The sequence below is a fragment of the Streptomyces sp. CA-243310 genome, assembly GCF_050936775.1.
GTDB lineage: Bacteria > Actinomycetota > Actinomycetes > Streptomycetales > Streptomycetaceae > Streptomyces.
Genome location: NZ_JBNJMF010000002.1, coordinates 2,077,739 through 2,102,111, shown reverse-complemented (window position 1 = coordinate 2,102,111; position 24,373 = coordinate 2,077,739). Strand labels below are relative to the sequence as shown.

General features: G+C 71.3%; 22 protein-coding genes and 1 riboswitch. Of the genes, 18 read left to right on the top strand and 4 right to left on the bottom strand.

The annotated features are described in order from the left end of the window. The first annotated feature begins 80 nt into the window (after nt 1–80). Complete coding sequence (locus tag ACQEVM_RS27105; protein WP_433083250.1) at nt 81–1,328, top strand: Ig-like domain-containing protein; 1,248 nt, start codon at nt 81–83, stop codon at nt 1,326–1,328. Nucleotides 1,329–1,433: 105 nt separating this feature from the next. On the opposite strand, the gene ACQEVM_RS27100 is transcribed toward ACQEVM_RS27105, so the two are convergent. Further along, nucleotides 1,434–1,835: a hypothetical protein gene (locus ACQEVM_RS27100; RefSeq protein WP_053676066.1), complete on the bottom strand. Its 402-nt coding sequence runs from the start codon at nt 1,833–1,835 to the stop codon at nt 1,434–1,436. A 200-nt stretch (nt 1,836–2,035) separates the two neighbouring features. Between ACQEVM_RS27100 and ctaE the strand changes: the two genes are divergently transcribed. From ctaE to ACQEVM_RS27070, 6 genes are all read left to right on the top strand, one after another. Further along, nucleotides 2,036–2,656, top strand: a complete 621-nt coding sequence (gene ctaE, locus ACQEVM_RS27095; RefSeq protein WP_053676065.1) for an aa3-type cytochrome oxidase subunit III — start codon at nt 2,036–2,038, stop codon at nt 2,654–2,656. Between the two features lie 76 nt (nt 2,657–2,732). Further along, entirely contained in the window at nt 2,733–3,542 is an 810-nt protein-coding gene (qcrC, locus tag ACQEVM_RS27090) for a cytochrome bc1 complex diheme cytochrome c subunit (protein ID WP_433083248.1), read from the top strand. Then, nucleotides 3,539–4,597: a cytochrome bc1 complex Rieske iron-sulfur subunit gene (qcrA, locus tag ACQEVM_RS27085; RefSeq protein WP_351750117.1), complete on the top strand. Its 1,059-nt coding sequence runs from the start codon at nt 3,539–3,541 to the stop codon at nt 4,595–4,597. The genes qcrC and qcrA overlap by 4 nt, the downstream gene beginning before the upstream one ends. Continuing rightward, nucleotides 4,594–6,225, top strand: a complete 1,632-nt coding sequence (gene qcrB, locus ACQEVM_RS27080) for a cytochrome bc1 complex cytochrome b subunit (protein WP_433083245.1) — start codon at nt 4,594–4,596, stop codon at nt 6,223–6,225. Before qcrA ends, qcrB begins: the two co-directional genes overlap by 4 nt. A gap of 191 nt (nt 6,226–6,416) precedes the next feature. Further along, entirely contained in the window at nt 6,417–7,481 is a 1,065-nt protein-coding gene (gene trpD / locus ACQEVM_RS27075) for an anthranilate phosphoribosyltransferase (RefSeq protein WP_433083243.1), read from the top strand. Between the two features lie 95 nt (nt 7,482–7,576). Continuing rightward, nucleotides 7,577–7,693, top strand: a riboswitch (SAM riboswitch). Between the two features lie 230 nt (nt 7,694–7,923). Continuing rightward, nucleotides 7,924–9,312, top strand: coding sequence for an aminotransferase class V-fold PLP-dependent enzyme (locus tag ACQEVM_RS27070; protein ID WP_433083241.1), 1,389 nt, complete (start codon nt 7,924–7,926; stop codon nt 9,310–9,312). 103 nt (nt 9,313–9,415) lie between these two features. Here the strand turns inward: ACQEVM_RS27070 and ACQEVM_RS27065 are convergent, their stop codons facing one another. Together ACQEVM_RS27065 and ACQEVM_RS27060 are read right to left on the bottom strand one after the other, a co-directional pair. After that, complete coding sequence (locus ACQEVM_RS27065) at nt 9,416–9,697, bottom strand: Lrp/AsnC ligand binding domain-containing protein (protein WP_433083239.1); 282 nt, start codon at nt 9,695–9,697, stop codon at nt 9,416–9,418. Further along, nucleotides 9,694–10,416 (bottom strand): rhomboid family intramembrane serine protease, encoded by a 723-nt coding sequence (locus ACQEVM_RS27060; RefSeq protein ID WP_433083237.1) that lies wholly within the window; start codon nt 10,414–10,416, stop codon nt 9,694–9,696. The genes ACQEVM_RS27065 and ACQEVM_RS27060 overlap by 4 nt, the downstream gene beginning before the upstream one ends. A gap of 133 nt (nt 10,417–10,549) precedes the next feature. Here ACQEVM_RS27060 and ACQEVM_RS27055 point away from each other — a divergent pair, with 133 nt between their 5' ends. From ACQEVM_RS27055 to ACQEVM_RS27025, 7 genes are all read left to right on the top strand, one after another. After that, entirely contained in the window at nt 10,550–10,789 is a 240-nt protein-coding gene (locus ACQEVM_RS27055) for a hypothetical protein (RefSeq protein ID WP_053676058.1), read from the top strand. Between the two features lie 40 nt (nt 10,790–10,829). Continuing rightward, nucleotides 10,830–12,194, top strand: a complete 1,365-nt coding sequence (locus tag ACQEVM_RS27050; protein WP_433085392.1) for an NYN domain-containing protein — start codon at nt 10,830–10,832, stop codon at nt 12,192–12,194. 287 nt (nt 12,195–12,481) lie between these two features. Continuing rightward, on the top strand, nt 12,482–13,522 hold the full coding sequence (locus tag ACQEVM_RS27045) for an NlpC/P60 family protein (protein WP_433083235.1): 1,041 nt from the start codon (nt 12,482–12,484) through the stop codon (nt 13,520–13,522). A 253-nt stretch (nt 13,523–13,775) separates the two neighbouring features. After that, nucleotides 13,776–14,819, top strand: a complete 1,044-nt coding sequence (locus ACQEVM_RS27040) for an NlpC/P60 family protein (protein WP_433083233.1) — start codon at nt 13,776–13,778, stop codon at nt 14,817–14,819. A gap of 25 nt (nt 14,820–14,844) precedes the next feature. Continuing rightward, on the top strand, nt 14,845–15,963 hold the full coding sequence (locus ACQEVM_RS27035) for a hypothetical protein (RefSeq protein WP_433083231.1): 1,119 nt from the start codon (nt 14,845–14,847) through the stop codon (nt 15,961–15,963). Between the two features lie 118 nt (nt 15,964–16,081). Further along, the gene (locus tag ACQEVM_RS27030; RefSeq protein WP_433083229.1) at nt 16,082–17,224 is read left to right on the top strand and encodes a glycosyltransferase family 4 protein; all 1,143 of its coding nucleotides are present in this window, start codon (nt 16,082–16,084) and stop codon (nt 17,222–17,224) included. Nucleotides 17,225–17,357: 133 nt separating this feature from the next. Further along, nucleotides 17,358–18,971 carry a GMC oxidoreductase gene (locus ACQEVM_RS27025; RefSeq protein WP_433083227.1) on the top strand — a complete coding sequence of 538 codons (1,614 nt, stop codon included), beginning with the start codon at nt 17,358–17,360 and terminating at the stop codon, nt 18,969–18,971. A gap of 49 nt (nt 18,972–19,020) precedes the next feature. Here ACQEVM_RS27025 and ACQEVM_RS27020 read toward each other — a convergent pair whose 3' ends face one another. Next, nucleotides 19,021–20,817, bottom strand: coding sequence for an AMP-dependent synthetase/ligase (locus tag ACQEVM_RS27020; RefSeq protein ID WP_433083225.1), 1,797 nt, complete (start codon nt 20,815–20,817; stop codon nt 19,021–19,023). A 228-nt stretch (nt 20,818–21,045) separates the two neighbouring features. On the opposite strand from ACQEVM_RS27020, the gene ACQEVM_RS27015 reads away from it, so the two are divergent. The 4 genes from ACQEVM_RS27015 (at nt 21,046) to ACQEVM_RS27000 (ending at nt 24,371) form a co-directional block, all read left to right on the top strand. Further along, on the top strand, nt 21,046–21,828 hold the full coding sequence (locus ACQEVM_RS27015; protein ID WP_433083223.1) for a metallophosphoesterase family protein: 783 nt from the start codon (nt 21,046–21,048) through the stop codon (nt 21,826–21,828). 185 nt (nt 21,829–22,013) lie between these two features. Then, nucleotides 22,014–22,454 carry an SRPBCC family protein gene (locus ACQEVM_RS27010; RefSeq protein ID WP_433083221.1) on the top strand — a complete coding sequence of 147 codons (441 nt, stop codon included), beginning with the start codon at nt 22,014–22,016 and terminating at the stop codon, nt 22,452–22,454. Nucleotides 22,455–22,581: 127 nt separating this feature from the next. Then, nucleotides 22,582–23,802, top strand: coding sequence for an ArsA family ATPase (locus ACQEVM_RS27005; RefSeq protein ID WP_433083219.1), 1,221 nt, complete (start codon nt 22,582–22,584; stop codon nt 23,800–23,802). Nucleotides 23,803–23,876: 74 nt separating this feature from the next. After that, nucleotides 23,877–24,371 (top strand): DUF5304 domain-containing protein, encoded by a 495-nt coding sequence (locus tag ACQEVM_RS27000; RefSeq protein ID WP_433083217.1) that lies wholly within the window; start codon nt 23,877–23,879, stop codon nt 24,369–24,371. Nucleotides 24,372–24,373 lie beyond the last annotated feature (2 nt).

Sequence of the window (24,373 nt, the reverse complement as noted above, 5' to 3'; positions counted from 1 at the left end):
CCTCGAACAGAGGAGTCCGGGCCCCTCGTTTGCAGTCACCCCGCGCGCCGTAATTGTCATATCTTCATAGCGTTAGCCCCATGAACCACTCACCGCGTCTTTGGACGGTAATCGGCTGCTCCCTGCTGGTCGCGTCCCTCGGGGCCGGCGCCACCGCCTGTGGGTCCGAAGAGGAGAACCCGCTGTCCGCCCGCCCGTTTGACGCGGGCGAGCAGGTCGCCTTCAACCAGAAGGCCGGCGGACGTCCGGTGGACCACAACCGGCCACTGGAGATCACCGCGAAGAGCGGCGGCGGCCGGATCACCGACGTCACCGTCGTCGACACCCATGGCCGCCGCCTGGCCGGCGAGCTCACCGCCACCGGCGAGCGCTGGCACAGCACGGTCCCGCTGGCCGCAGGCGTCCGCTACACCGTCACCGTCAACACGGAGGACGAGAGGGGCGCTCCGGGGCAGCGCACGATGGCGTTCGACACCACGCCCTCCAAAGGCGTCCTCCAGGTCGAGTTCGGGCCCGAGGAGGGCAAGTACGGCGTCGGACAGCCCATCACGGCCGAACTCAACGAGCCCGTCAAGGACAAGGCGGCCCGCGCGCTGGTCGAGCGCGGCCTGGTCGTCGACACGCCGGAGGGCGTCGAGGGCGCCTGGCACTGGGTCGACGACAAGAACCTGCACTTCCGGCCCAAGGAGTACTGGCCGGCCAACACCACCGTCTCCGTGCGGAGCAACCTGGAGGGCGTCAGGATCACCGACGACCTCTACGGCGCCGCGGCCAAGCCGCTGAAGCTGGAGATCGGCGACCGCGTCGAGGTCACCACCGACGCCTCCTCGCACTACCTGACCTTCCGGCGCAACGGAGAAGTGATCAACACCATTCCGGTGACCACCGGAAAGCCGGGCTTCTCCACCCGAAACGGGATCAAAGTGGTCCTCGGCAAGCAGTACTTCGTCCAGATGCGCGGCGACACCGTCGGCATCGGCGGCAGCGAGTACTACAACCTGCCCGTCTACTACGCGACGCGCGTCACCTGGAGTGGTGAATACGTGCACGCCGCCCCGTGGTCCGTCGGCTCCCAGGGCTACGAGAACGTCAGCCACGGCTGCACCGGCATGAGCACGGGCAACGCCGCCTGGTTCTACGAGAACATCACCGAGGGCGACGTCGTCAAGGTGATCAACAGCATCGGCGACGACATGGACACCTTCGGGAACGGCTTCGGCGACTGGAACATGGAGTGGAAGGAGTGGCGCGAGGGCAGCGCTCTCCTCAAGGGCACCCAGGACGGACGCCACCCCATGGACCAGGCCCGACTCCGCCCACAGGTCTGAACCGGCGCGCGCGGGCGCGCAGAACCCCCCGAAAGAGGCCCTCGACCGGCCCATGGAAGTCCGTACGGGCTCCCGTGGGCCGGTTTCCGGTGTTCCGCGCCCGTTCTACGCGTCCAGGGCCAGCCGGGGCCGCAGCAGGCCCGCCAGAACCTCCGGGAAGTCCACCGGGTCCACCGGAAGGGTCACCGCCGCGTCCGCGCGGCTCCAAGTGGCCAGCCAGGCGTCCTGGGGGCGCCCCATGAGCAGCAGGACCGGCGGGCAGCGGAAGATCTCGTCCTTGATCTGCCGACACACCCCCATGCCCCCGGCGGGGACGGCCTCGCCGTCCAGCACGCACACGTCGATGCCGCCCGCGTCCAGCGCGGACAGGACCGCCGGAAGGGTCGCGCACTCCAGGAACTCCACCGGCGGCAGGTCCGCGGCCGGCCTGCGTCCGGCGGCCAGCCGCACCTGCTCCCGGGTGCCCGCGTCGTCGCTGTAGACCAGAACTCGCGCAGTCGCCCGCATTTCGTTCCTCCACGTGTCCCGTGAATCACGTTGATGTTGCGCGGGATGCTACTCCGTCCGACCCGGTGTCAACATCGGTTCGCACAGCCTCGCGACCACCCGTCCGCCACCCGATCTGATGGGCCGTTCGGGCCTTGCACACGCCCCTGACACTCCGAACGGCACCCCCCGGGGTGAGGGCGGGATAAGCGACCGACATAATGTCGGTCGTGGCGACAGCAACGACAGTAGATACCGGGCACGCGCACCCGACGGTCAACCGGCCGAACCTCGTCAGCGTCGGAACCATCATCTGGTTGAGTTCCGAGCTGATGTTCTTCGCGGCCCTCTTCGCGATGTACTTCACCCTGCGATCAGTGACGGGTGCCGAGTACTGGACAGAACAGGCCTCGGCCTTGAATCTGCCCTTCTCGGCGACGAACACGACGATCCTGGTGCTCTCCTCGCTCACCTGCCAGCTCGGCGTGTTCGCCGCCGAGCGCGGTGACGTGAAGAAGCTCCGGACGTGGTTCATCATCACGTTCGTCATGGGTGCGATCTTCATTGGCGGCCAGGTGTTCGAGTACACCGAGCTGGTCAAGCACGAGGGCATGTCTCTCTCGTCCGGACCGTACGGATCGGTGTTCTATCTGACCACCGGCTTCCACGGTATGCACGTGACGGGCGGTCTCATCGCCTTCCTGCTGGTCCTCGGCCGGACGTACGCGGCCAAGAGGTTCACCCACGAACAGGCCACGTCGGCCATCGTCGTGTCCTACTACTGGCACTTCGTCGATGTCGTCTGGATCGGCCTCTTCGCGACGATCTACCTGATCAAGTAGCGAGAACGTCGCCGGGCCCGACCCGGCACTCCATCCAGAAACACCGACGCAGAAGATCCTGACACCGGGGTAATCCGTGAAAAAGCTCTCCGCACGACGACGCCATCCGCTGGCGGCGGTCGTCGTTCTACTCTTCGCGCTGGCGGCCACCGGGGGGCTCTACGCCGCCTTTGCCCCGGCGGGCAAGGCGCAGGCCGATGAAACCGCCCAGTCCCTCGCCATCGAGGAGGGCAAGAAGCTCTACGCCGTGGGCTGCGCAAGCTGCCACGGAACCGGCGGTCAGGGTTCCTCTGACGGCCCGAGCCTGGTCGGCGTCGGCTCCGCGGCCGTCGACTTCCAGGTGAGCACGGGCCGCATGCCCGCCCAGCAGCCCGGCGCCCAGGTGCCGAAGAAGCCCGTGATCTACTCGCAGGCCCAGATCGACCAGCTGGCCGCGTACATCTCCTCTCTCGGCGCCGGCCCGATCACGCCGACCGAGAAGCAGTACGACCCGGCAGGGGCCGACATCGCCAAGGGTGGTGAGCTGTTCCGCAACAACTGCGCGCAGTGCCACAACTTCACCGGCGAGGGCGGCGCCCTGACGCACGGCAAGTACGCCCCCAACCTTGAGGGCGTCGAGCCGAAGCACATCTACGAGGCCATGCTCACCGGCCCGCAGAACATGCCCTCCTTCCCGGACAGCACCATGCCGGAGAAGCAGAAGAAGGACATCATCGCGTACCTCCAGAACGTGAACGGCGATAAGGCGAGCAGCCCCGGTGGTCTCAAGCTCGGTGGCCTCGGCCCCGTGTCCGAGGGTCTGTTCGGCTGGATCTTCGGTCTGGGTGCGTTGATCGCTGTCGCCGTCTGGGTCGCGGCCCACACCGCTAAGGCCAAGAAGTCATGAGTAGCCAAGACATTCCCGAAGAGAAGCACCTGCCGAGTGAGCAGGGCGACGCGCACCACGGTGGCGTAGCGGTCGCGGACGATCCGTTCGCCGACCCGGGCCTTCCGGTCCACAAGCCGCGCATCCAGGACATCGACGAGCGGGCCGCCAAGCGGTCCGAGCGTACGGTCGCGATGCTGTTCACGCTGTCGATGCTGGCCACGATCGGCTTCATCGCCTCGTACGTGGCCATCCCGATCGACAAGATCGTCTACATCTTCCCCGTCGGGAAGGTGAGCGGCCTGAACTTCGCCCTGGGTCTGACCCTGGGCGTGGCCCTCTTCTGCATCGGCGCGGGCGCGGTCCACTGGGCCCGCACCCTGATGTCCGACGTCGAGGTCGCCGACGAGCGGCACGCCATCGCCTCCCCGCCGGAGGTCAAGGCGAAGGTCCTCGCGGACTTCGCCGACGGCGCGCGCGAGTCGGACATCGGTCGACGCAAGCTGATCCGCAACACGATGTTCGGAGCGCTGGCCCTGCTGCCGCTCTCCGGCGTCATCCTGATGCGCGACCTGGGCCCGCTGCCCGAGGACAAGCTCCGCAAGACCCTGTGGGCCAAGGGCAAGCTGCTCATCAACGACAACACGAACGAGCCGCTGCGTCCCGAGGACGTCATCGTCGGGTCGCTCACCTTCGCCCGGCCGGAAGGCCTGGAGGAGGAGCAGCACGACTTCCAGACCCAGATCGCCAAGGCCGCCCTGATGATCGTCCGCATCCAGCCGGACGACATCAAGGACAAGCAGGAGCTGGAGTGGTCCCACGACGGGATCGTCGCCTACTCCAAGATCTGCACCCACGTCGGCTGCCCGATCAGCCTGTACGAGCAGCAGACGCACCACGTGCTCTGCCCGTGCCACCAGTCCACCTTCGACCTCTCCGACGGCGCCCGAGTCATCTTCGGCCCGGCTGGTCACGCGCTTCCGCAGCTGCGGATCGGCGTCAATGACGAAGGTTTCCTCGAGGCGCTCGGCGACTTCGAAGAGCCCGTCGGTCCTGCTTTCTGGGAGCGCGGATGAGCACTGCCACCACTGACACCAGCGCGCGCAAAGCGCCCGCCGGCGAGCGCGTAGCGGACTGGGCGGACGGTCGCCTGGGCATCTACGGCCTCGCCAAGGCGAACATGCGCAAGATCTTCCCGGACCACTGGTCCTTCATGCTGGGTGAGATCTGCCTCTACGCCTTCGTCATCATCATCCTCACGGGTGTGTACCTGACGCTGTTCTTCCACCCGAGCATGAACGAGGTCGTGTACCACGGCTCGTACGTGCCGATGCAGGGCGTCCAGATGTCCGAGGCCTTCGCCTCGACCCTGGACATCAGCTTCGACGTCCGCGGCGGTCTGCTCATCCGGCAGATCCACCACTGGGCGGCGCTGATCTTCGTCGCGGCCATGGTCGTGCACATGATGCGCGTCTTCTTCACGGGTGCGTTCCGCAAGCCCCGCGAGGTCAACTGGATCTTCGGCTTCCTGCTGCTGGTCCTCGGCATGTTCACCGGTTTCACCGGTTACTCGCTGCCGGACGACCTGCTCTCGGGTACCGGTGTCCGCTTCATGCAGGGCGCCATCCTGTCGGTCCCGGTCGTGGGCACCTACCTGTCGATGTTCCTCTTCGGCGGAGAGTTCCCCGGCGGCGACTTCGTCGCGCGGTTCTACTCGGTCCACATCCTGCTGCTGCCCGGCATCATGATGGGCCTGTTGGTGGCCCACCTGATCCTGGTCGTGTTCCACAAGCACACCCAGTACGCCGGCCCCGGCAAGACGAACAAGAACGTCGTCGGCATGCCGCTGCTGCCGGTCTACATGGCCAAGGCCGGAGGCTTCTTCTTCCTGGTCTTCGGTGTCATCGCGGCCATCGCGGCGCTCGCCTCGATCAACCCGATCTGGGCGCTGGGCCCGTACCGCCCGGACCACGTGTCCACCGGCGCGCAGCCCGACTGGTACATGGGCATGCCGGAAGGCCTGATCCGAGCCATGCCGGGCTGGGAGATCAACCTGTGGGGCCACACCCTCGTCCTGGGCGTGTTCATCCCGCTGCTGCTCTTCCCGCTGGTGCTGGGCGCCATCGCCGTCTGGCCGTTCATCGAGTCCTGGGTCACCGGGGACAAGCGCGAGCACCACATCCTGGACCGCCCGCGCAACGTCCCGACCCGCACGGGCTTCGGTGTCGCCTGGATCGCGGAGTACATCGTGCTCCTCATCGGCGGCGGCAACGACATGTTCGCCCAGTACTTCCACCTGTCGATCAACTCGATCACCTGGTTCGTCCGGATCGGCTTCTTCGTCGTACCGGTCCTCGCCTTCATCGTCACCAAGCGGATCTGCCTCGGCCTCCAGCGCCGGGACCACGACAAGGTGCTGCACGGTCGCGAGACCGGCGTCATCAAGCGCCTGCCGCACGGTGAGTTCGTCGAGGTCCACGAGCCGCTCCCGCAGTCCCAGCTGCACACGCTCACCGCGCACGAGCAGTACCGTCCGATCGAGCTGGGCCCGACGGTCGACGAGAACGGTGTCGAGCGCAAGCTCACGGCCACGGAGAAGCTCCGCGCGAAGCTCAGCAAGGGCTTCTACGCGGAGAACAACCAGATTCCGAAGCCCACGGTGGAGGAGTACAAGGAGATCCAGAGTGGCCACGGCCACCACTGATCCCGCGTGATCGTTTGACCGCACCCGCATGAGGGATTGATTTCGGTCAATCCTGGTGTCGCCACGGCGAGAGCCCCGTCCAGACCCTGGACGGGGCTCTTTGCCGTCCCGCGCGGCTGGATAGGCTGAGGCCCTTACCCATCAGACGTGGGCGGCGAGCACGGGGCGGCCCACTAGCGCAGGAGCGGACCATGGACGTTGTGACCCCGGCAGGCGGCGACAGCGTGGCGGCCCGCGGCTGGCCGGGCGTGCTCGACGCCCTGCTGACCGGCCGGGACCTGCGCGCCGAGGACACCGCCTGGGCCATGGACACGATCATGCGCGGCGAGGCCACCGACGCCCAGATCGCCGGGTTCGTGGTGGCGCTGCGGGCCAAGGGCGAGACGGTCGAGGAGATCGCCGGGCTGGTCGGGAGCATGTACGAGCACGCCAACCTGATCGAGGTGCCCGGCCGGACGGTGGACATCGTCGGGACCGGTGGCGACGGGGCCAAGACGGTGAACATCTCCACGATGTCGGCGATCGTGGTGGCCGGCACCGGCGCCAAGGTCGTCAAGCACGGCAATCGGGCCGCCTCCTCCGCGAGCGGCTCCTCGGACGTCCTGGAGAAGCTCGGCGTCAACCTCGACCTCACCCCCGCGCGGGTGGCGCAGGTCGCCGAGGAGGCCGGCATCACCTTCTGCTTCGCCGTGAAGTTCCACCCCGCGCTGCGGCACGTGGCGGCGGCGCGCAAGGAGCTGGGCATCCGGACCCTGTTCAACTTCCTCGGCCCGCTGACCAACCCGGCCCGCGTCCGCGCCCAGGCGACCGGCGTGGCCGACCCCCGGGTGGCGCCCATCGTCGCGGGCGTCCTCGCCGAACGCGGTTCCTCGGCGCTCGTGTTCCGGGGCGACGACGGCCTCGACGAGCTGACCACCACGGGCACCTCACGGGTGTGGTGGGTGCGGGACGGATCGGTCACCGAGCTGCCCTTCGACCCGCGCGACGTGGGGATCGACGTGGTCGACGTGTCCGCGCTGCGGGGCGAGGACCCCTCGTACAACGCGGACGTCGCCCGGCGCCTGCTCGCGGGCGAGACCGGCCCCGTGCGCGACGCCGTCCTGCTGAACGCGGCCGCCGCCCTGGTCGCGCTGGACCCGGGCAGCGGCTCGCTGGAGGAGCAGATCGCGGCCGGCATCACCCGGGCGGCGCAGTCCATCGACTCGGGATCGGCGCGCGCCGCGCTGGATCGCTGGGTGACGGCCAGCAACGCGTAGCCGGCTCGTCCGAACGGCGTGAAACGGCAAGACCCCGGTCCACGATGCGGACCGGGGTCTTGCGCACGACGGATCGTGTGGCAGGATTCTGCCCAGGTCACGAGTGACAGCGTTTAGGCCCCGGCTTGCTGTCCGGCAACCCTCCTTCCGTGGCGGGGTGCCCCGGGTGATGACCAGGCCGTAGGCAGTGAGGTCTACGGCAAGCGCGGATCCCTCGACACCAGGGGTCCTGGTCTCTCGAGGAGCGTTTTCCGTGAGCAAGCGAATGCGATAGGGCGACTCCGCCCCTTCTTCACCCCTCGGAACAGGGACCTCTCCGCGTACCCGCGTACGCCCTCCCGTGCTCCGAGGTCATCCCCGTACCCCTCCGGTCGGCCGCCGAGCCGCACCCGCGTACGGGCACACCGAAGCCATTCAGCCCTGCCTGCCGGGAGATTCCGCCATGTCCGCATCCCTGAACACCGCCGTCACCACCTCCGCCGACGTCGCCGCCGACCCCGCCTGCGTCGAGCCGCTGCCCGTGCTCGGCCGCGACGTCACCGTGCCGCTCGTCACCGGCGGCGAGGTCACCTACGCCGCCCTCGACTACGCGGCCAGCGCCCCCGCCCTGCAGCGGGTCTGGGACGACGTGGCGGCCTACGCCCCGTACTACGGAAGCGTGCACCGGGGCGCCGGCTACCTCTCGCAGCTCTCCACCGACCTCTTCGAGCAGAGCCGGGTCACCGTCGCGGAGTTCCTCGACTGCCGCGCCGAGGACCAGGTGATCTTCACGCGGTCCACCACCGACTCCCTGAACCTGCTCGCCGCCGCGCTCCCCGCCGACTGCCAGGTCTTCGTCTTCGAGACCGAGCACCACGCCTCCCTGCTGCCCTGGGGGGACGCGCGGGTCACCTGCCTCGACGCGCCGCGCACCCCGGCCCAGGCCGTCGAGACCCTGGAGCGGGCGCTGGCCGGGCGCGACCCGTACGGTCCCGCGCTGGTGTGCGTGACCGGCGCGTCCAACGTCACCGGCGAGCTGTGGCCCGTACGGGAGCTCGCCGCCGCTGCGCACGCCCACGGGGCGCGGATCGTGCTGGACGCCGCCCAGTTGGCCCCGCACCACCCCGTCTCCGTGCGGGAACTCGACGTGGACTGGGTGGCCTTCTCCGGACACAAGCTGTACGCGCCCTTCGGCTCGGGCGTGCTCGCCGGCCGCGCGGACTGGCTGCAGGCCGCCGATCCGTACCTCGCCGGCGGTGGCGCCTCCCGCAAGGTGGCCCGCCGCGAGGACGGCGGCGTGGACGTCGAGTGGCACACCACGGCCGCCCGCCACGAGGCCGGTTCACCGAACGTCATCGGCGTCTACTCCATCGCCTCCGCCTGCCGCGCCCTGAAGGAGGCCGGGTTCGAGAACCTGGTCGCCCGCGAGAACCACCTCATCGCGAAGGTCCGCGAGGGCCTGGCCGACGTCCCGGCGGTCCGCGTGCTGTCCCTCTTCGGGGACGACGCCCCGCGCGTCGGCGTCATCTCCTTCGTCGTCGACGGGTGGAACAGCTCGCACTTCGCCGCCGCCCTCTCCGCGGAGTACGGCATCGGCGTCCGCGACGGCCTGTTCTGCGCCCACCCGCTGGTCCGCACCCTGCTCGGCAGCGAGCCGCAGGAGCCGGGGGAGTGCGGGGCGCCCGAGGCCGGCCCGGGGGAGCGCTCGCTGAACGCGATCCGCGTCAGCTTCGGCGCGGGCACCCCCGACGAGCACGTCGAGCGGTTCGTCGGCGCGGTCAGGGAACTCGTCACCGACGGGGCCAAGTGGCGGTACCACACCGAAGAGGGCCGCTGCGTGCCGGCCGTCTGAGGCCCGTCGGCCCCTGAACGCCGCGCGCCCCGGTCGGGAGGATTCCCGCCGGGGCCTTCGGCCGTCGCGACGGCTGCCGGCCGTCGACACGCCCGGCCGGAACCTACGCGTCGAGGCCGATCGCGAAGGCGGCTTCCAGGTCGTGCTGGGAGTACGTGCGGAACGCCACGTGCGTGTCGGTGCCCTCCACGCCCGGGATCTTGCTGATGCGGCCCGGGATGATGTCCGCGAGGTTCTCGTGGCGGGCCACCCGGACCAGGGCGATCAGGTCGTAGGTACCGGTGACGGAGTAGACCTCGCTGACGCTGTCCAGCGCGGCGATGGCCTCGGCGATCTCGGGGATCCGGTCCACGCTGGTCTTGATGAGCACGATCGCGGTGATCACGGTTGGCTGTCTCCCTCGCCGGCAGTCACTGGTCTCCTCACTCTAGTCGTACGCCGGTATCGCACCCACGCGTAGCCGAAGCCCAGGGAGAAGCCCACCACGTGGGCGAGATAGGCGACCCCCGGACCGCTTTCCGCCCGGTGCGCCGCCACCCACTGCAACGCGAACCAGAACATCAGCACGATCCAGGCGGGGAAGCGCAGCGGCAGGAAGAACAGGAACGGGAACAGGCTCGTGACCCGGGCGCGGGGGAAGAGGCACAGGAACGCCCCGAGCACCGCCGAGATCGCGCCGGACGCCCCGACCAGGGTCTGGTCGGAGGAGGCGTTGGCCGCCGCGTAGGCGCCCAGGGCGAGGTAGCCCGTACAGACGCAGAAGGCGAGGAAGGCCGGTCGGCCCATCCGGGCCTCCGTCATCGCGCCGAAGACGTACAGGAAGAGCATGTTGCCCAGCAGGTGCAGCCAGCTGCCGTGGACGAACAGCGCGGTCAGCGGGGTGAGCAGCGCCCTGGCCGATCCGGAGAAGAGCTGATCGGGGACGACGCCCCAGCGCCGGAAGTAGTCGGTGCCCCGCGCGAGCAGCTCGTCACCGGTCCCGTAGACCGGATTCATGCCCGAGGCGGGACCGAGGAGGAACACCACGCAGCAGCCGGCGATCAGCGCGTGGGTGATCACCGGGCCCCTGGAGGCCTCGCGGACGGCCTGCCACCTTACGATCATGCGACCGAGCATGACCCAACCGGACCCCCTCGGAGCGGTGGCAGGCCGTAGGGTTACGAGCTGCGGTCCGCCGTACGGCTCAGCGGGCCGCTTTAATTGAAACTGAAAGAGCCACGAAGGAGAGAGCGGCCTGATGACGGTTCCCCAGCCGACCGACACCACCCGGTGGCGCTGCACCCTGTGCGGCAACCTCACGCGTTTCGACGTGACCCGTTCGTCGAAGGTCGTGGAGTACATCCACTTGGACCTCGCCGGGGAGCCCAAGGTCGAGGAGCGAGAGGTGGTCAATGAGACCATCGAGTCGGTTCGCTGTCGCTGGTGCAACGCGGTGGACCAGATCGAGCTCGTGGACAGGCCGGGCGCGGACTCCTGAAGGAGCCGGGCCCACAGGTAGATCACGGTAGGGGTGACGGATTGTGGAGCCAGCAAGCGGCGCTGAGCCGGCCGACGCGGCCGGCGACGCCGCCGAGGTGCTCGACCGCCCGCTGCCGGAAGGCGTGCGGCGCAGGGTCGTCGCACTCGTCTCGGACGCCTTCGGCGGACTGACGGTCGGGGACCTCCCGGCGCAGCTGCGCCAGTACGCCCGGTTCACCCCGACCCGTCGTGCCAAGTTCGCGGGCAACGCGATGGCCGCGGCCGTGGAGACGGACGCCGTCTTCCGCGGCCGGGTCGCCGAGAAGCTCCGCGAGGCGCAGGCCGAACTGGCCGGGGCCCTGGAGTCCGGGGCCCCGCCCGCCGCCGCCGATCCGCTGGACGTGGCAGCCGCCGCGTACGTGCTGAGGCCGGCCGGCTGGGTCAAGCTGGTGGCCGCCGCGGGCGAGGAGGCGCAGCGCGCCGACGCCGAGCGGGTCGGCGACGAGACCCGGCGCGAACTGGAGCGGCTCCGCGAGGAGCTGGCGCACGTACGCGAACTCCAGCGCAGCGGCGGTGAGCAGGTGCGCGGCGAGCTGGAGGCGGCGCGCAAGGAAGCGGAATCGCTTCAGCGCAAGCTGCGCAGCGCCCTCAGCGACGTCAAGCGCGGCGAGGCGGCCCTGCGCAAGATCAATGCCGAGATCGACGGGATCCGCGGGGAGGCGGCGGCGCAGGTGACGGTCGCCGAGAGCGAGACGCGGCGGCTCAAGTCCCGCCTCGCGGAGGTGGAATCGGCGCTGGAGACCTCGCGCCGCGCCACCCGCGAGGGGCGCAGCATCGAGGACATGAGGCTGCGGCTGCTCCTGGACACCGTGTTGGACGCGGCGGCCGGACTGCGCCGCGAGCTGGCGCTGCCGCCCGTGTCCACCCGGCCCGCGGACACGGTGGAGGCGGTGGAGCCGGGTCGGATGACCCCGAAGGACATCGCGGCGCGGGCGCTGTCGGAGACCGATCCGGCGCTGCTGGACCAGTTGTTGGCGCTGCCGCAGGCGCATCTGGTGATCGACGGCTACAACGTGACCAAGACGGGCTATCCGACGATGCCGCTGGAGAAGCAGCGGCTTCGGCTGCTGGGCGGGCTCTCGATGCTGGCCGCGCAGACGGGCGCGGAGATGACCTGTGTCTTCGACGGCGCCGAACTGGCCGCCCCGGTACTCCTCGCCCCGCCGCGCGGGGTGCGGGTGCTGTTCTCCAAGGCGGGGGTGACGGCGGACGAGCTGATCCGCCAGTTGGTGCGGGCCGAGCCCGCCGGCCGGCCCGTGGTCGTGGTCTCCACGGACCGGGAGGTCGCGGACGGGGTGGCGAAGGCGGGTGCCCGGCCGGTGACGTCCGCACTGCTGCTGAAGCGGCTCGCCCGAGTTTCGTAGTACCTGCGGCTTCTGTCCCCTCCTGCAACGGCTGTGCGCAATGCCGGTATTGGTGGGGCGGTGAAGGGAACGTACCGTCAACTGACCGGTACGGAGCGTGCGAAGACGGTAAAGAAGCCGGTCGGGGACCGGAATTTTGCCTTCGGGGATTTGAACTGATCACAGCCGGGTCACTAGGGTCTGTTCAAACCTTCGTACGGTCGTTCACTCATTCGGGGTGTCGGCGGAGGCGCGCTGCCGAGTGTGTGCCCCTCTTCGGCGGCTCCAGGAAGAAGGAGCTCGCGTTCGTGGCGTCCCACCGTCGACCCAAGCCGCCGACCCGCACGCGAGTGAGCGTCCTCACCGCCCTCGCCACCGCGGCCGTCGCCCTCTCCGCCCAGTCGGCCACGGCCGCCCCGGACAAGCCGAACAAGGACGAGGTCAAGGCCCAGGTCGACGCCCTCTACGAGGAGTCCGAGCAGGCCGGCGAGAAGGCCAACGCGGCCAAGGACCGCCAGGACAAGCTGGAGAAGGAGATCGGTCGGCTCCAGGACTCGGTCGCGCGCGGCCAGGCGGAGCTCAACGACCTGCGCAGCACGCTCGGTTCGATGGCCACGGCCCAGTACCGCGGCGGCGGCCTCGACCAGTCGATGCAACTGTTCCTCTCCGACGACCCCCAGGACTACCTCGACAAGTCCTCCATGCTCCAGCAGATGAGCGGCAAGCAGGTCGAGGCGATATCCACGATCCAGGCCAAGCAGAGGACCCTGGCGCAGCAGCGCGCGGAGGCCGGCACCAAGCTCGCCGACCTCGACGCCACCCGCAAGGAACTGGCCGAGAAGAAGGCCGCCGCCCAGGGCAAGCTCGCCGAAGCCCAGGCCCACCTCAACTCGCTGACCGCGCAGGAGCGTTCGCAACTGAAGGCCGCGGAGGCCAAGGCCGGCGAGGAGGCCGCCAAGGCCGCCGACGGGGGCGCCAAGCCCGGTGCGGTGAAGGGCTCCGGGCGGGCCGCGCAGGCGCTCGCCGCCGCCCTGACCCAGGAGGGCAAGGGCTACAACATGGGCTCCACCGGCATGGCGTACTGGGACTGCTCCAGCCTGGCGCAGTGGGCCTACGGACAGGCGGGCGTCCAGATCAGCCGTACCACCTTCACGCAGGTCAACGACGGCACGCGCATCGGCGAGAGCCAGCTCCAGCCCGGTGACCTGGTCTTCTTCTACGACGACCTGCACCACGTCGGCCTCTACGCGGGCAACGGCCAGGTCTTCCACGCCTCCAACCCCAGGGGCGGCGTCAAGTACGAAGCCATGAGGAACATGCCCTTCCAGTTCGGCGTCCGCGTCGGCTGACCCCGTCCCGCGCCTCCCCCGACCGGGGAGGCGCGCCGGACACCGCCCATCCGGGCGAATTGCGCGGCCCCGCCGTGACCCCACGCCCCGCCGGTGACCTGCGTCTCCTGCGGGGCACCCGTGTGTCCGGGCCCCGACGGTCGTTGGTCGGCGCCCCGTCACGCCGCTACTGTCTGCCAGCGCGGAACCCGGCACACGGCCGTCCACGGAGGGCGGACCCGGGCCCCGCGCAAGCGGAAGGGAGCGGTTCCACGTGGCGTCCCATCGCCGGTCCGGCCTCAGCGGCCTCGACCGGAACACGAAGATCACCGTCCTCACCGCCGCAGCGGCCACCGTCGCGGTCGCCCTGGCGGGAGCACCCGCCGGCGCGGCGCCCGGTCTCCCGCAGGACCCCTCGGCGGGCGCCCGCGCCCAGGTCGACCGGCTCTTCGAGGAAGCCGAACAGGCCACCGAGCGGTTCAACGAGGCCGGGGAGAAGGCCGACCGGCTCCGCGCCGAGATCGGCCGCGCGCAGGACTCCGTCGCCCGGGGCCAGGACCGCATCAACACCCTGCGCGGGATCCTCGGCGCCTTCGCCGGAGCCCAGTACCGCTCGGACGGCATGGACCCCACCCTCTCGCTGATGCTGTCGGACAACCCCGACGACTACCTCGACAAGGCAGCCGTCCTCGGCCGACTCGGCGACCGCCAGGCCGACCGGCTCGACGAACTCCGCGGCGAGCAGCGCCGGATCGCCGTGCAACGCCGGGAGGCCTCCCACAAGCTCGCCGAGCTGGACGCCCTGCGCGCCGACGTCGCCCGACACAAGAGGTCCGTCACCGCCAAGCTCGCCGACGCCCGCCGACTGCTGAACGCGATGCCCTCGCAGGAACGGGCCGACTTCGAGCGCGCCTCGCGCTCCGGCGACCGGCCCGGCTCGTTCCCCGAGATCTCCTCCGCCGGCGCGTCCTCGGGCCGGGCCGCGACCGCCGTGATGGCGGCCCGGGCGGCCGTGGGTCGCCCGTACGTGTGGGGTTCCACCGGCCCCTCCGGCTTCGACTGTTCCGGGCTGATGGTGTGGTCCTACCGCCAGGCCGGCGTCTCGCTGCCGCGCACCTCGCAGGCGCAGCGGCACGCGGGGCGGCAGGTCCCGCTGTCGCAGGCCCGGCCCGGCGACCTGGTGACGTACCGCTCGGACGCCAGCCACGTCGCCATGTACGTCGGCAACGGCCAGGTGGTCCACGCCCCCTACCCGGGCGCGCGGGTGCGCTACGACCCCGTCGGCATGATGCCGGTGTCCTCGGTGACCCGACCCTGAGGCGGACGCTGCGTACGATCGTCCGATGCTCCCGCGTCATCGGCCGGTCGTACGAGTCCTGCCCCTGCTGCTGTGCGCGCTCCTGGTCGGATGCGGCCTGGCCGGCGCCGCCCCTCTGGACCCCGGCGTCCGGCGCGCCGTGGCCGACTGGTCCGCGGCCCCGCCCGCGCGCCTCGCCGGGATCCCGCTGGAGGGCTGGTCGTACGAGGTCACCTCGGTCCGGCGGGACGGCGACCGGGCACTCGCGCGGGCCCGGCTCCGCTACCGGCTGACCGGCCACGACGAGGCCCCCGCCGAGTCGGTGCGCGAGGTCGACCTGACCCGGGACGACGGGACCTGGCGGGTGACCGGCGACAGGCCCGCCCCGGGTACCCCGCCGCAGCTGTGGGACCAGGGCGACCCGACCGTGGTCCGGGGCGCGCACGCGCTGGTGCTGGGCGTCGGACAGACCCGGCAGACCCTGTCCGGGATCGCCGCCGAGGCCGACCGGGCGGTGCCCGCCGTCGACGCCGCCTGGCCGGGGCCCTGGGCGGGGCGGGTGGTGGTGCTGGTCCCGGGCACCCTGGACGCCATGGCCGCGCTGCTGGGGCAGCCCGCCGCCGCGTACCGGGGCATGGGGGCCGTCACCACCGGCAAGGCGGGGGCCGGGCCCGCGCCGGCCGACCGGGTGGTCGTCAATCCCGAGGGGTACGCCCAGTTGTCGGGGGCGGGCCGCCGGATCGTGCTCACCCACGAGGTCACCCACGTGGCCACCCGCGCCGCGACCACCGCCGGGACCCCGCTGTGGCTGTCCGAGGGCTTCGCGGACTGGGTGGCCTACCGGGACACCCCGAGCACGCCGGCCGAGGCGGCGCCCGCGCTGGGGCGGGCGGTGCGGCGCGGTGAACCGCCGGCCGCGCTGCCCTCGAACGAGGCCTTCGCGTTCGGCGGGGACCCGGACGCGTTGGCGCGCGCGTACGAGGGTTCCTGGCTGGCCTGCCGGCTGATCGCGGCCAAGTGGGGCGACGCCACGCTGGTCCGGCTCTACGAGTCGGCGGGCCGAGAGCCGCTGCCCACGGCGCTGGCGGACACGATCGGCGGAGACCTGACGGGCCTGACGACGGCCTGGCAGGCGGCCCTGAGCGGGGAACTGGGAACCCGCTAGCCGCGGGCCGTGGGGACGAACCGCGCCGGGCCGGGGCAGGGGGCGTGCCGGGGCGGGTGGACAGGCTCGGCGGGGACCGCGCGGGTGCGCGCCGGACCGTCCGGTACTTTGGCTGACGATGCACAAGACGCTGATCGTGACCAACGACTTCCCGCCGCGACCCGGCGGCATCCAGGCCTTCCTGCACAACATGGCGCTGCGCCTGGATCCCGACCGGATCGTCGTCTACGCCTCCACCTGGAAGCACGGCGCCGAGGGCCGTGAGGCCACCGAGGCCTTCGACGCGGAGCAGCCCTTCCAGGTGGTGCGCGACCGCACGACGATGCTGCTGCCGACCCCGAGGGTGACCCGGCGGGCCGTCGGCCTGCTGCGCGAACACGGCTGCGAGTCGGTGTGGTTCGGTGCGGCCGCCCCGCTCGGCCTGATGGGACCCGCGCTGCGCCGGGCGGGGGCGCGCCGGCTGGTCGCGACCACGCACGGGCACGAGGCCGGTTGGGCCCAGTTGCCGGCCGCGCGGCAGTTGCTGCGACGGATCGGCGAGGGCACCGACACCCTGACCTACCTCGGGGAGTACACCCGCGCGCGGATCGCCTCGGCGGTCACGGACCGGGCGGCCGCCCGGATGGTCCAACTCCCGCCGGGGGTGGACGAGAAGACCTTCCACCCGGGATCGGGCGGGGCGGAGGTCCGGGCCCGGCTCGGGCTCGCCGAGCGGCCCGTGGTGGTGTGCGTGTCCCGGCTGGTCCCGCGCAAGGGGCAGGACACCCTCATCGAGGCCATGCCCCGGATCCTGGCCGCGGTGCCCGACGCCGTGCTGCTGATCGTGGGCGGCGGCCCGTACGAGGCCGACCTGCGCCGGCTCGCGGCCGACACGGGCGTGGCCGACTCCGTGGTCTTCACCGGGGCGGTCCCGTGGTCGGAGCTGCCCGCGCACTACGGCGCCGGTGACGTCTTCGCGATGCCGTGCCGGACCCGGCGCGGGGGACTGGACGTCGAGGGGCTCGGGATCGTGTACCTGGAGGCCTCCGCGACGGGGCTCCCGGTGGTCGCGGGCGACTCGGGCGGCGCCCCCGACGCGGTGCTGGACGGGGAGACCGGCTGGGTGGTCCGGGGCGGCTCCCCGGAGGAGGCGGCCGACCGGATCGCCACCCTGCTGCTGGACCCGGAGCTGCGGCGCAGCATGGGCGAGCGGGGCCGCGCGTGGGTCGAGGAGAAGTGGCGCTGGGACCTGCTCGCCGAGCGCCTGCGCGAGCTGCTCTGAGGCTCCGCGTCCGGGGGCGGCCTTCCGGCCGTCGGGCTGGGGCCCGTGGCCGGATCGCCATGTCTGACTGTCACTCAGATGTGTGTCAGCGCCTGCTATGGGGGGATGTGCGGATTCCGCTCATCATGCGGCCATGACACCCCAATTGACGCGCCGTCACATGCTTGGCATCGGCGCCCTCCAAACCGCGGCCGTGCTCGGATTCACCCGGATCGGACTGTCCTCCGCGGCAGCCGTCGAACCCGCCGCGGCGACCTACGCCCCCGCCATCGTCGTCGGCTCCGGATACGGCTCGGCCGTCGCCGCGCTCCGGCTCGGCCAGGCCGGCGTCCGTACCGTCGTCCTCGAAATGGGCCGGCTCTGGGACACCCCCGGGTCCGACGGCAGGATCTTCCCGTCCACCTCCGCGCCCGACCAGCGCTCCATGTGGTTCCGCACCCGCACCGAGGCCCCGCTCGCCCAGTTCCTCTGGCTGGACGTGGTCAACCGGAACATCAGCCCCTACCCCGGCGTCCTCGACCGGGTGAACTTCGGCGACATGTCCGTGTACGTGGGGCGCGGGGTGGGCGGCGGATCCCTCGTCAACGGCGGCATGGCGCCGACGCCCCGACGCTCGTACTTCTCCGAGGTGCTGCCCCGGGTCGACGCCGACGAGATGTACGGCACCTACTACCCCCGCGCCCGGGCCATGCTCGGCGTCAACGACATCGACCCGGCCTGGTTCGAGTCCACGGAGTGGTACCGCTTCGCCCGCGTCTCCCGCAAGCACGCCCAGAACACCGGCCTGAGGACCACCTTCGTCCCGAACGTCTACGACTTCGAGTACATGAAGCGCGAGGCCGCCGGCACCGCCACCCGGTCCGCCCTCGCCGGCGAGGTCATCTACGGCAACAACCACGGCAAGAAGAGCGTCGACAAGACCTACCTCGCCGCCGCCCTCGGCACCGGCAACGTCACCATCGAGACGATGCAACGCGTCGTCGGCGTACGGACCGACCCGGCCGGGGGCTACGTGCTGACGGTGCGCACCATCGACGTCACCGGCAAGGTCACCCAGACCCGTGAACTCGGTTGTCGGCAGCTCTTCCTGGGGGCCGGCAGCCTCGGCACCACCGAGATCCTGGTCCGTGCCCGCGAGACCGGCACCCTGCCCGCGCTGACGGAACAGGTCGGCCGGGGCTGGGGGCCCAACGGCAACGTCATGACCGCCCGGGCCAACCACCTCTGGGACACGGTCGGGGCGAACCAGTCCACCATGCCCGCCCTCGGCATCGACGACTGGGACAACGCCGCCAACCCGGTCTTCGCGGAGATCGCCCCGCTCCCGATGGGCATCGAGCACTGGATCTCGATGTACCTGGCCATCACCAAGAACCCCGAGCGCGGACACTTCACCTACGACGCCGCCACCGACTCGGCACGCCTGCAATGGAGTCGGGACCAGAACGCCCCGTCGGTGCGGGCGGCGAAACAGCTCTTCGACCGGATCAACCGGCGCAACTTCACGATCTACCGATACGACCTGTTCGGCGGCAACAAGGCCTTCGCCGACACCTTCACCTACCACCCGCTCGGCGGCTGCGTCCTCGGCGAGGCCACCGACGACCACGGCCGGGTCAAGGGCCACCAGGGGCTCTACGTGGTCGACGGCTCACTGGTCCCGGGGTCCCTCGGCGTGAACCCCTTCGTGACCATCACCGCGCTCGCCGAGCGGAACATGGAACGGATCCTCACCGACCCGCGCTGACCCCGCTCGGCGAACCGACTCCCGTCGGGGCCCCCGGGAACGCGGGCGTTCAGCCCCGGTACAGCGCCTCGATCTCGTCCGCGTAGTCCTTCGCCACCACGTTCCGCTTGAGCTTCAGCGACGGCGTGATGTGGCCCGACTCCTCCGTGAACTGGGAGGGCAGAATGCGGAATTTCCGCACCGATTCCGCCTTGGAAACCGCCGCGTTGCCGTCGTCCACGGCCTTCTGGACGGCGGCGATCAGATCCGCGTCCTCGCGCAGCTCCGCCGCCGTCACACCGGCCGGCTTGCCGTTCTCGGCGGCCCAACGGCCCAGGAACTCCTCGTCGATGGTGACCAGCGCGGCCACGAACGGCCGCGCGTCGCCCACCACCATGCACTCCGCGACCAGCGCGTGGGCGCGGATGCGGTCCTCGATCACCGCGGGCGCCACGTTCTTGCCGCCCGCCGTGACGATGAGTTCCTTCTTGCGTCCGGTGATCGCGAGGTAGCCGTCCTCGTCGAGGGTGCCGACGTCGCCGGTGTGGAACCAGCCGTCGGTGAGCGCCTCGGCGGTCGCCGTCTCGTTCTTCCAGTACTCCTTGAAGATGTGCTCGCCGTGCAGCAGCACCTCGCCGTCGTCGGCGATGCGCACCACGGAACCCGGCAGCGGCTGACCGACCGAGCCGATCTTCTGGCGGTCCCACGGGTTGAAGGCCGTGGCCGCGCAGGACTCGGTCAGGCCGTAGCCCTCCAGCACCGTGAAGCCGATGCCGCGGAAGAAGTGGCCGAGCCGCTCGCCCAGGGGGGCGCCGCCGGAGATCGCGTACTCGCCGCGCCCGCCGAGGACCGTGTGCAGCTTGCTGTAGACCAGCTTCGTGAACAGCTTGTGCTTGAGCCGCAGCCCGAGACCGGGTCCGCCCGGGGCGTCCAGCGCACGGCTGTAGGTGATGGCCGTCTCGGCCGCCGCGTCGAAGATCCGGCCCTTGCCGTCGGCCTGGGCCTTGGCGCGCGCCGAGTTGTAGACCTTCTCGAAGACGCGCGGCACGCCGAGGATCAGCGTGGGCCGGAACGACTGGAGTTCGTCGGTGAGGTTCTTGATGTCCGGTACACAGCCCAGCCGGATCGGCGCCAGTACGGCCGCCACCTCGACCAGGCGCCCGAAGACGTGCGCGGCCGGCAGGAACAGCAGCACCGAACACTCGCCGGTGCGGAAGAGCGGGCCGAGCCGCTCCACGACGTTCCCGCACTCCGCGAAGAAGTTGCGGTGCGTCAGCACGCAGCCCTTGGGGCGGCCCGTGGTGCCCGAGGTGTAGACGATGGTGGCCGGGTCGTCGGCGTTCGCCAGGGCGGTGCGCTCGTCGACCTCGGCGTCCGTGACCCCGGCGCCTGCGGCGCGGAGCGCGGCGGGGGCGCCCTGTTCGATCTCCCAGACCTCGCGCAGCTCCGGCAGCCTGTCGCGCAGACCGGCCACCGTCGCACTGTGGCCGGGGCTCTCGACGACGACCGCCGACGCGCCGGAGTCACCGAGGATCCACTGGATCTGCTCGGGGGAGCTGGTCTCGTAGACCGGCACCGTGACGCCGCCCGCGGTCCAGATGGCGAAGTCGAACAGCACCCACTCGTACCGGGTGCGGGAGATCAGGGCCACCCGCTCACCGGGACGGATGCCGGCCGCGATCAGACCCTTGGCCGTGGCCCGGACCTCGGCCAGGAACTCGGTCGCGCTCACGTCCTGCCATCTACCGTCCACCTTGCGGCTCATGACGGCGACGTCGGGATGCTGAGCGGCGTTGCGGCGGATGAGATCCGTCAGGTTCCCGTCCGACGGGACCTCGTACAGGGCCGGAAGGCTGAACTCGCGCAAGACTGCTGCTCCTCTGGGCGCCATCGCCACCATGTGGACCGACCGGACGTTACCCACCGGTAGTGGGTTCCGGATAGGGGGAACCGGCCAGATGTTCCATGCGTCACACGACACGGACGTGCCGAGCCGACACTAGTCGACCCCGTTCGCGACTCGGAAGTAACCGCAGGTGGGCCGACTGTGGGGCTTCCCCTACCCGTCGAGGCCGGGCGCCCCTAGGGTGGCGGCATGGTGGGCAGGGAGAGTCGTACGCGGGTTCATGTCGTCAGTGACGTCCACGGCAACGCCGAGGCGCTCGCACGGGCCGGAGAGGGCGCCGACGCCCTGATCTGCCTCGGTGACCTGGTGCTCTTCCTCGACTACGCGGACCACTCGCGCGGCATCTTCCCCGATCTGTTCGGCGTCGAGAACGCCGATCGCATCGTGGAACTGCGCACCGCCCGCCGTTACGCGGAAGCGCGCGATCTCGGCCGGCGGCTGTGGGGCGACCTCGATCGGGAGACGCTCATCGAGGGAGCGGTGCGACGCCAGTACGCCGAGATGTTCGCCGCGTTCCCGAATCCCACGTACGCCACCTACGGCAACGTCGACATGCCGGGCCTGTGGCCCGAGTACGCCGGACCGGGCACGACCGTGCTCGACGGGCAGCGGGTGGAGATCGGCGGCCGGGTCTTCGGCTTCGTGGGCGGCGGGCTGCCCTCGCCCATGCGGACCCCGTACGAGGTGGACCCCGAGGAGTACGCGGCCAAGGTGGAGGCCCTCGGCGAGGTGGACGTGCTCTGCTCGCACATCCCGCCGGAGGTGCCGGAGCTCTGCTACGACACGGTCGCCAGGCGGTTCGAGCGGGGCAGCGAGGCCTTGTTGGAGGCGATCCGGCGGACCCGCCCGAGGTACGCGCTGTTCGGGCACGTGCACCAGCCGATGGCCCGGCGGATGCGGATCGGGGCGACGGAGTGCGTGAACGTCGGACACTTCGCCTCCACGGGGCGGCCGTGGGCGATGGAGTGGTGACCGGAGCCGCCGTCCGGGCCCGAGCCGCCGGCTCCGGCGGCCGGCACCCCGGGACCGGGGAGCCACTGGAGTGGCCGGCCCCGCACGCGCGGTAGCCTTCACGCGGCGGCCGGAGGCCCCCGCACACTTGTCGAACTTCCCCAGCCACCGCTGGGAGGTGCCCCCGACCCGGAGGAGCGACCGCGATGGCGGAACACACCAGCTCGAGCATCACGATCGAGGCGGCCCCGGCCGACGTCATGGCCGTGATCGCCGACTTCGCCCGCTACCCCGACTGGACCGGCGAGGTGAAGGAGGCCGAGGTGCTGGCCACCGACGCCGCCGGCCGCGCCGAGAAGGTCCGCCTGCTCCTCGACGCCGGCGCGATCAAGGACGACCACACGCTCGCCTACTCCTGGACGGGCGCCGACGAGGTCAGCTGGACGCTGGACAAGTCGCAGATGCTCCGCCAGCTGGACGGCTCGTACCGGCTCGCCCCGCTGGACGGCGGCAAGCGCACCGAGGTCACCTACCAGCTGACCGTGGACGTCAAGATCCCGATGCTCGGCATGATCAAGCGCAAGGCCGAGAAGGTCATCATCGACCGCGCCCTGGCGGGCCTGAAGAAGCGCGTCGAATCCGCCTGAGCGCAGGCCGGAGTCGGCCGACTCCGGCCTCGCCGCCGTTCGAGGCGCGGGGCCCTGGACGGAGCCCCGCCGGAGGGCGCACCCCGGGCGGAGCCCGGCCCGTACCCCCTCACAGGAGCACCGCACCATGCACACCCTGCTGATCACCGGCCCCGGCGGAGCCGGTCGGACCACGGTGGCCGCGGCCACCGCCCTCGCCGCCGCGCGGCAGGGACGCCGCGTACTGCTGCTGTCCGGTGACCCCGGCGCCCCCGACGACCGCCTGGTCGAGCTGCTGGGGCCCACCACCGGCCCCGTCGCGGAGGTCGTGCCCGGGCTGAGGGCCGTCCCCGTCGCCCACGGGATCCGGGCCGCGCGGATCGACTCCGGCGAGGAGTTCCGGGCCGAACTCGTCACCCTCCAGGAGCGGGGCGCCTCGCTGCTCGGGATGCTCGGCGGACGGCCGCTCGGCGCGGAGGAACTCACCGAACTCCCCGGCGCCGAACAGTTCGCCCTGCTCAGGGCCCTGCGTCGAGCCGCCTCGGCCCCCGGCGTCGATCTCCTGATCGTGGACATGCCCCCGCTGCACCAGGCGATCACCACCCTCGCGCTCCCCGCCGAACTGCGCCGCTACCTGGCCCGGCTGCTGCCCGCGCAGCGGCAGGCGGCCCGGGCCCTGCGACCCGTCCTCGCCCAGCTCGCCGGGGTACCCATGCCCGCGCAGTGGCTGTACGACGCGGCCGCCCGCTGGGACGAGGAACTGGCCGCCGTCGAGGCCGTCGTCGAGTCGCCCGCGACCGAGCTGCGCCTGGTGGCCGAGCCCGGACCCGCCTCCGACGACGCGCTGCGCACCGGCCGGCTCGGGCTCGCCCTGCACCGGCTCCCGGTCGCCTCCCTCGTCGCGAACCGGATGGTCCCGCAGGACTCCGCCGACCCGTGGGTCGCCGACCTCGCCGCCCGACAGCGCGAGCACGCCGACCGGTGGGCCGCCGAGCTGACCGTGGTCCCGCTCGCGCACCTCGGTCGGGACCCCCGCGACCTCCGCGACCTGACCCTGCTCACCGACACCGACACCGAAGCCGTCGCCCCCCGGGAGGCCGCCGTGTACCGCCGGGCCTGGGCCGTCGAGGACCGGCTCGCCGAGGACGGGGTGCTGGTCTGGGTCGTGCCGCTGCCCGGCGCCCGCAAGTCCGACCTGGACCTGATCCGGCGCGGCGACGAACTGCTGCTCACCGCCGGCCCGTACCGCAGGATCGTTTCGCTGCCGTCGGCGCTCCGGCGCTGCACCGTCACCGGCGCGGCCCTCACCGACGGCGAGCTGCGCGTCCGCTTCACCCCGGATCCGCAGCTGTGGCCCCGCGAGCACTGAGGCCCGTACCACCGTTCGGGTACCGTCGAAGGTAGTCCGTCCCGTACGTCCCGCATCCGCCGCAGGAGTCCGCCATGAGCGAGGCCACCGACCGCCCCATCGACGACGACGCCTGGGCCAAGGCCTGCGCCGAGGACCTCGCAGCGGAGAAGGAGCGCCGCAGGGCGGGGCAGGGCCAGGCGGGCACCGGCACCGGCAGTGCCTCCGAGGAACTGTTCAAGCTCTTCGAAGCCGTCGCCGACAAGGTCTCCGCCCTGAACAACCCGCTGCTCGGCGCCACCGCCCAGGGCGCCGTGCGCCAGTTCGTCACCCAGGCCAAGACCGCCGCCAAGCCCGTCATCGAACGCAACCCCGAGGTCTTCGACCACCTCGCGGCGGCCGGCTCCGAGCTGCTCGCCGCCTACCGGTCGGCCGTCGAGGGCCACGAGCGCCGCTGGACCCGCGACGAGGCCGCGCCCTCCGCTCCGGGCCCCCGCGCGGAAAGCGCCCCCCGCACCCCCGGCACCGGGCGCGACGACCGGGAAGAAGGTCCCGATTCCGGCCCGTCCGAGCGGATCGATCTCGACTGATC

Bases quoted from the DNA above. Each gene is read 5' to 3' on its own strand.
- ACQEVM_RS27105 (WP_433083250.1), top strand. From the start codon at position 81: ATGAACCACTCACCGCGTCTTTGGACGGTAATCGGCTGCTCCCTGCTG.
- ACQEVM_RS27100 (WP_053676066.1), bottom strand. From the start codon at position 1,835: ATGCGGGCGACTGCGCGAGTTCTGGTCTACAGCGACGACGCGGGCACC.
- ctaE (WP_053676065.1), top strand. From the start codon at position 2,036: ATGTCGGTCGTGGCGACAGCAACGACAGTAGATACCGGGCACGCGCAC.
- qcrA (WP_351750117.1), top strand. From the start codon at position 3,539: ATGAGTAGCCAAGACATTCCCGAAGAGAAGCACCTGCCGAGTGAGCAG.
- qcrB (WP_433083245.1), top strand. From the start codon at position 4,594: ATGAGCACTGCCACCACTGACACCAGCGCGCGCAAAGCGCCCGCCGGC.
- trpD (WP_433083243.1), top strand. From the start codon at position 6,417: ATGGACGTTGTGACCCCGGCAGGCGGCGACAGCGTGGCGGCCCGCGGC.
- ACQEVM_RS27070 (WP_433083241.1), top strand. From the start codon at position 7,924: ATGTCCGCATCCCTGAACACCGCCGTCACCACCTCCGCCGACGTCGCC.
- ACQEVM_RS27060 (WP_433083237.1), bottom strand. From the start codon at position 10,416: ATGATCGTAAGGTGGCAGGCCGTCCGCGAGGCCTCCAGGGGCCCGGTG.
- ACQEVM_RS27055 (WP_053676058.1), top strand. From the start codon at position 10,550: ATGACGGTTCCCCAGCCGACCGACACCACCCGGTGGCGCTGCACCCTG.
- ACQEVM_RS27035 (WP_433083231.1), top strand. From the start codon at position 14,845: ATGCTCCCGCGTCATCGGCCGGTCGTACGAGTCCTGCCCCTGCTGCTG.
- ACQEVM_RS27030 (WP_433083229.1), top strand. From the start codon at position 16,082: ATGCACAAGACGCTGATCGTGACCAACGACTTCCCGCCGCGACCCGGC.
- ACQEVM_RS27025 (WP_433083227.1), top strand. From the start codon at position 17,358: ATGACACCCCAATTGACGCGCCGTCACATGCTTGGCATCGGCGCCCTC.
- ACQEVM_RS27015 (WP_433083223.1), top strand. From the start codon at position 21,046: ATGGTGGGCAGGGAGAGTCGTACGCGGGTTCATGTCGTCAGTGACGTC.
- ACQEVM_RS27010 (WP_433083221.1), top strand. From the start codon at position 22,014: ATGGCGGAACACACCAGCTCGAGCATCACGATCGAGGCGGCCCCGGCC.
- ACQEVM_RS27005 (WP_433083219.1), top strand. From the start codon at position 22,582: ATGCACACCCTGCTGATCACCGGCCCCGGCGGAGCCGGTCGGACCACG.
- ACQEVM_RS27000 (WP_433083217.1), top strand. From the start codon at position 23,877: ATGAGCGAGGCCACCGACCGCCCCATCGACGACGACGCCTGGGCCAAG.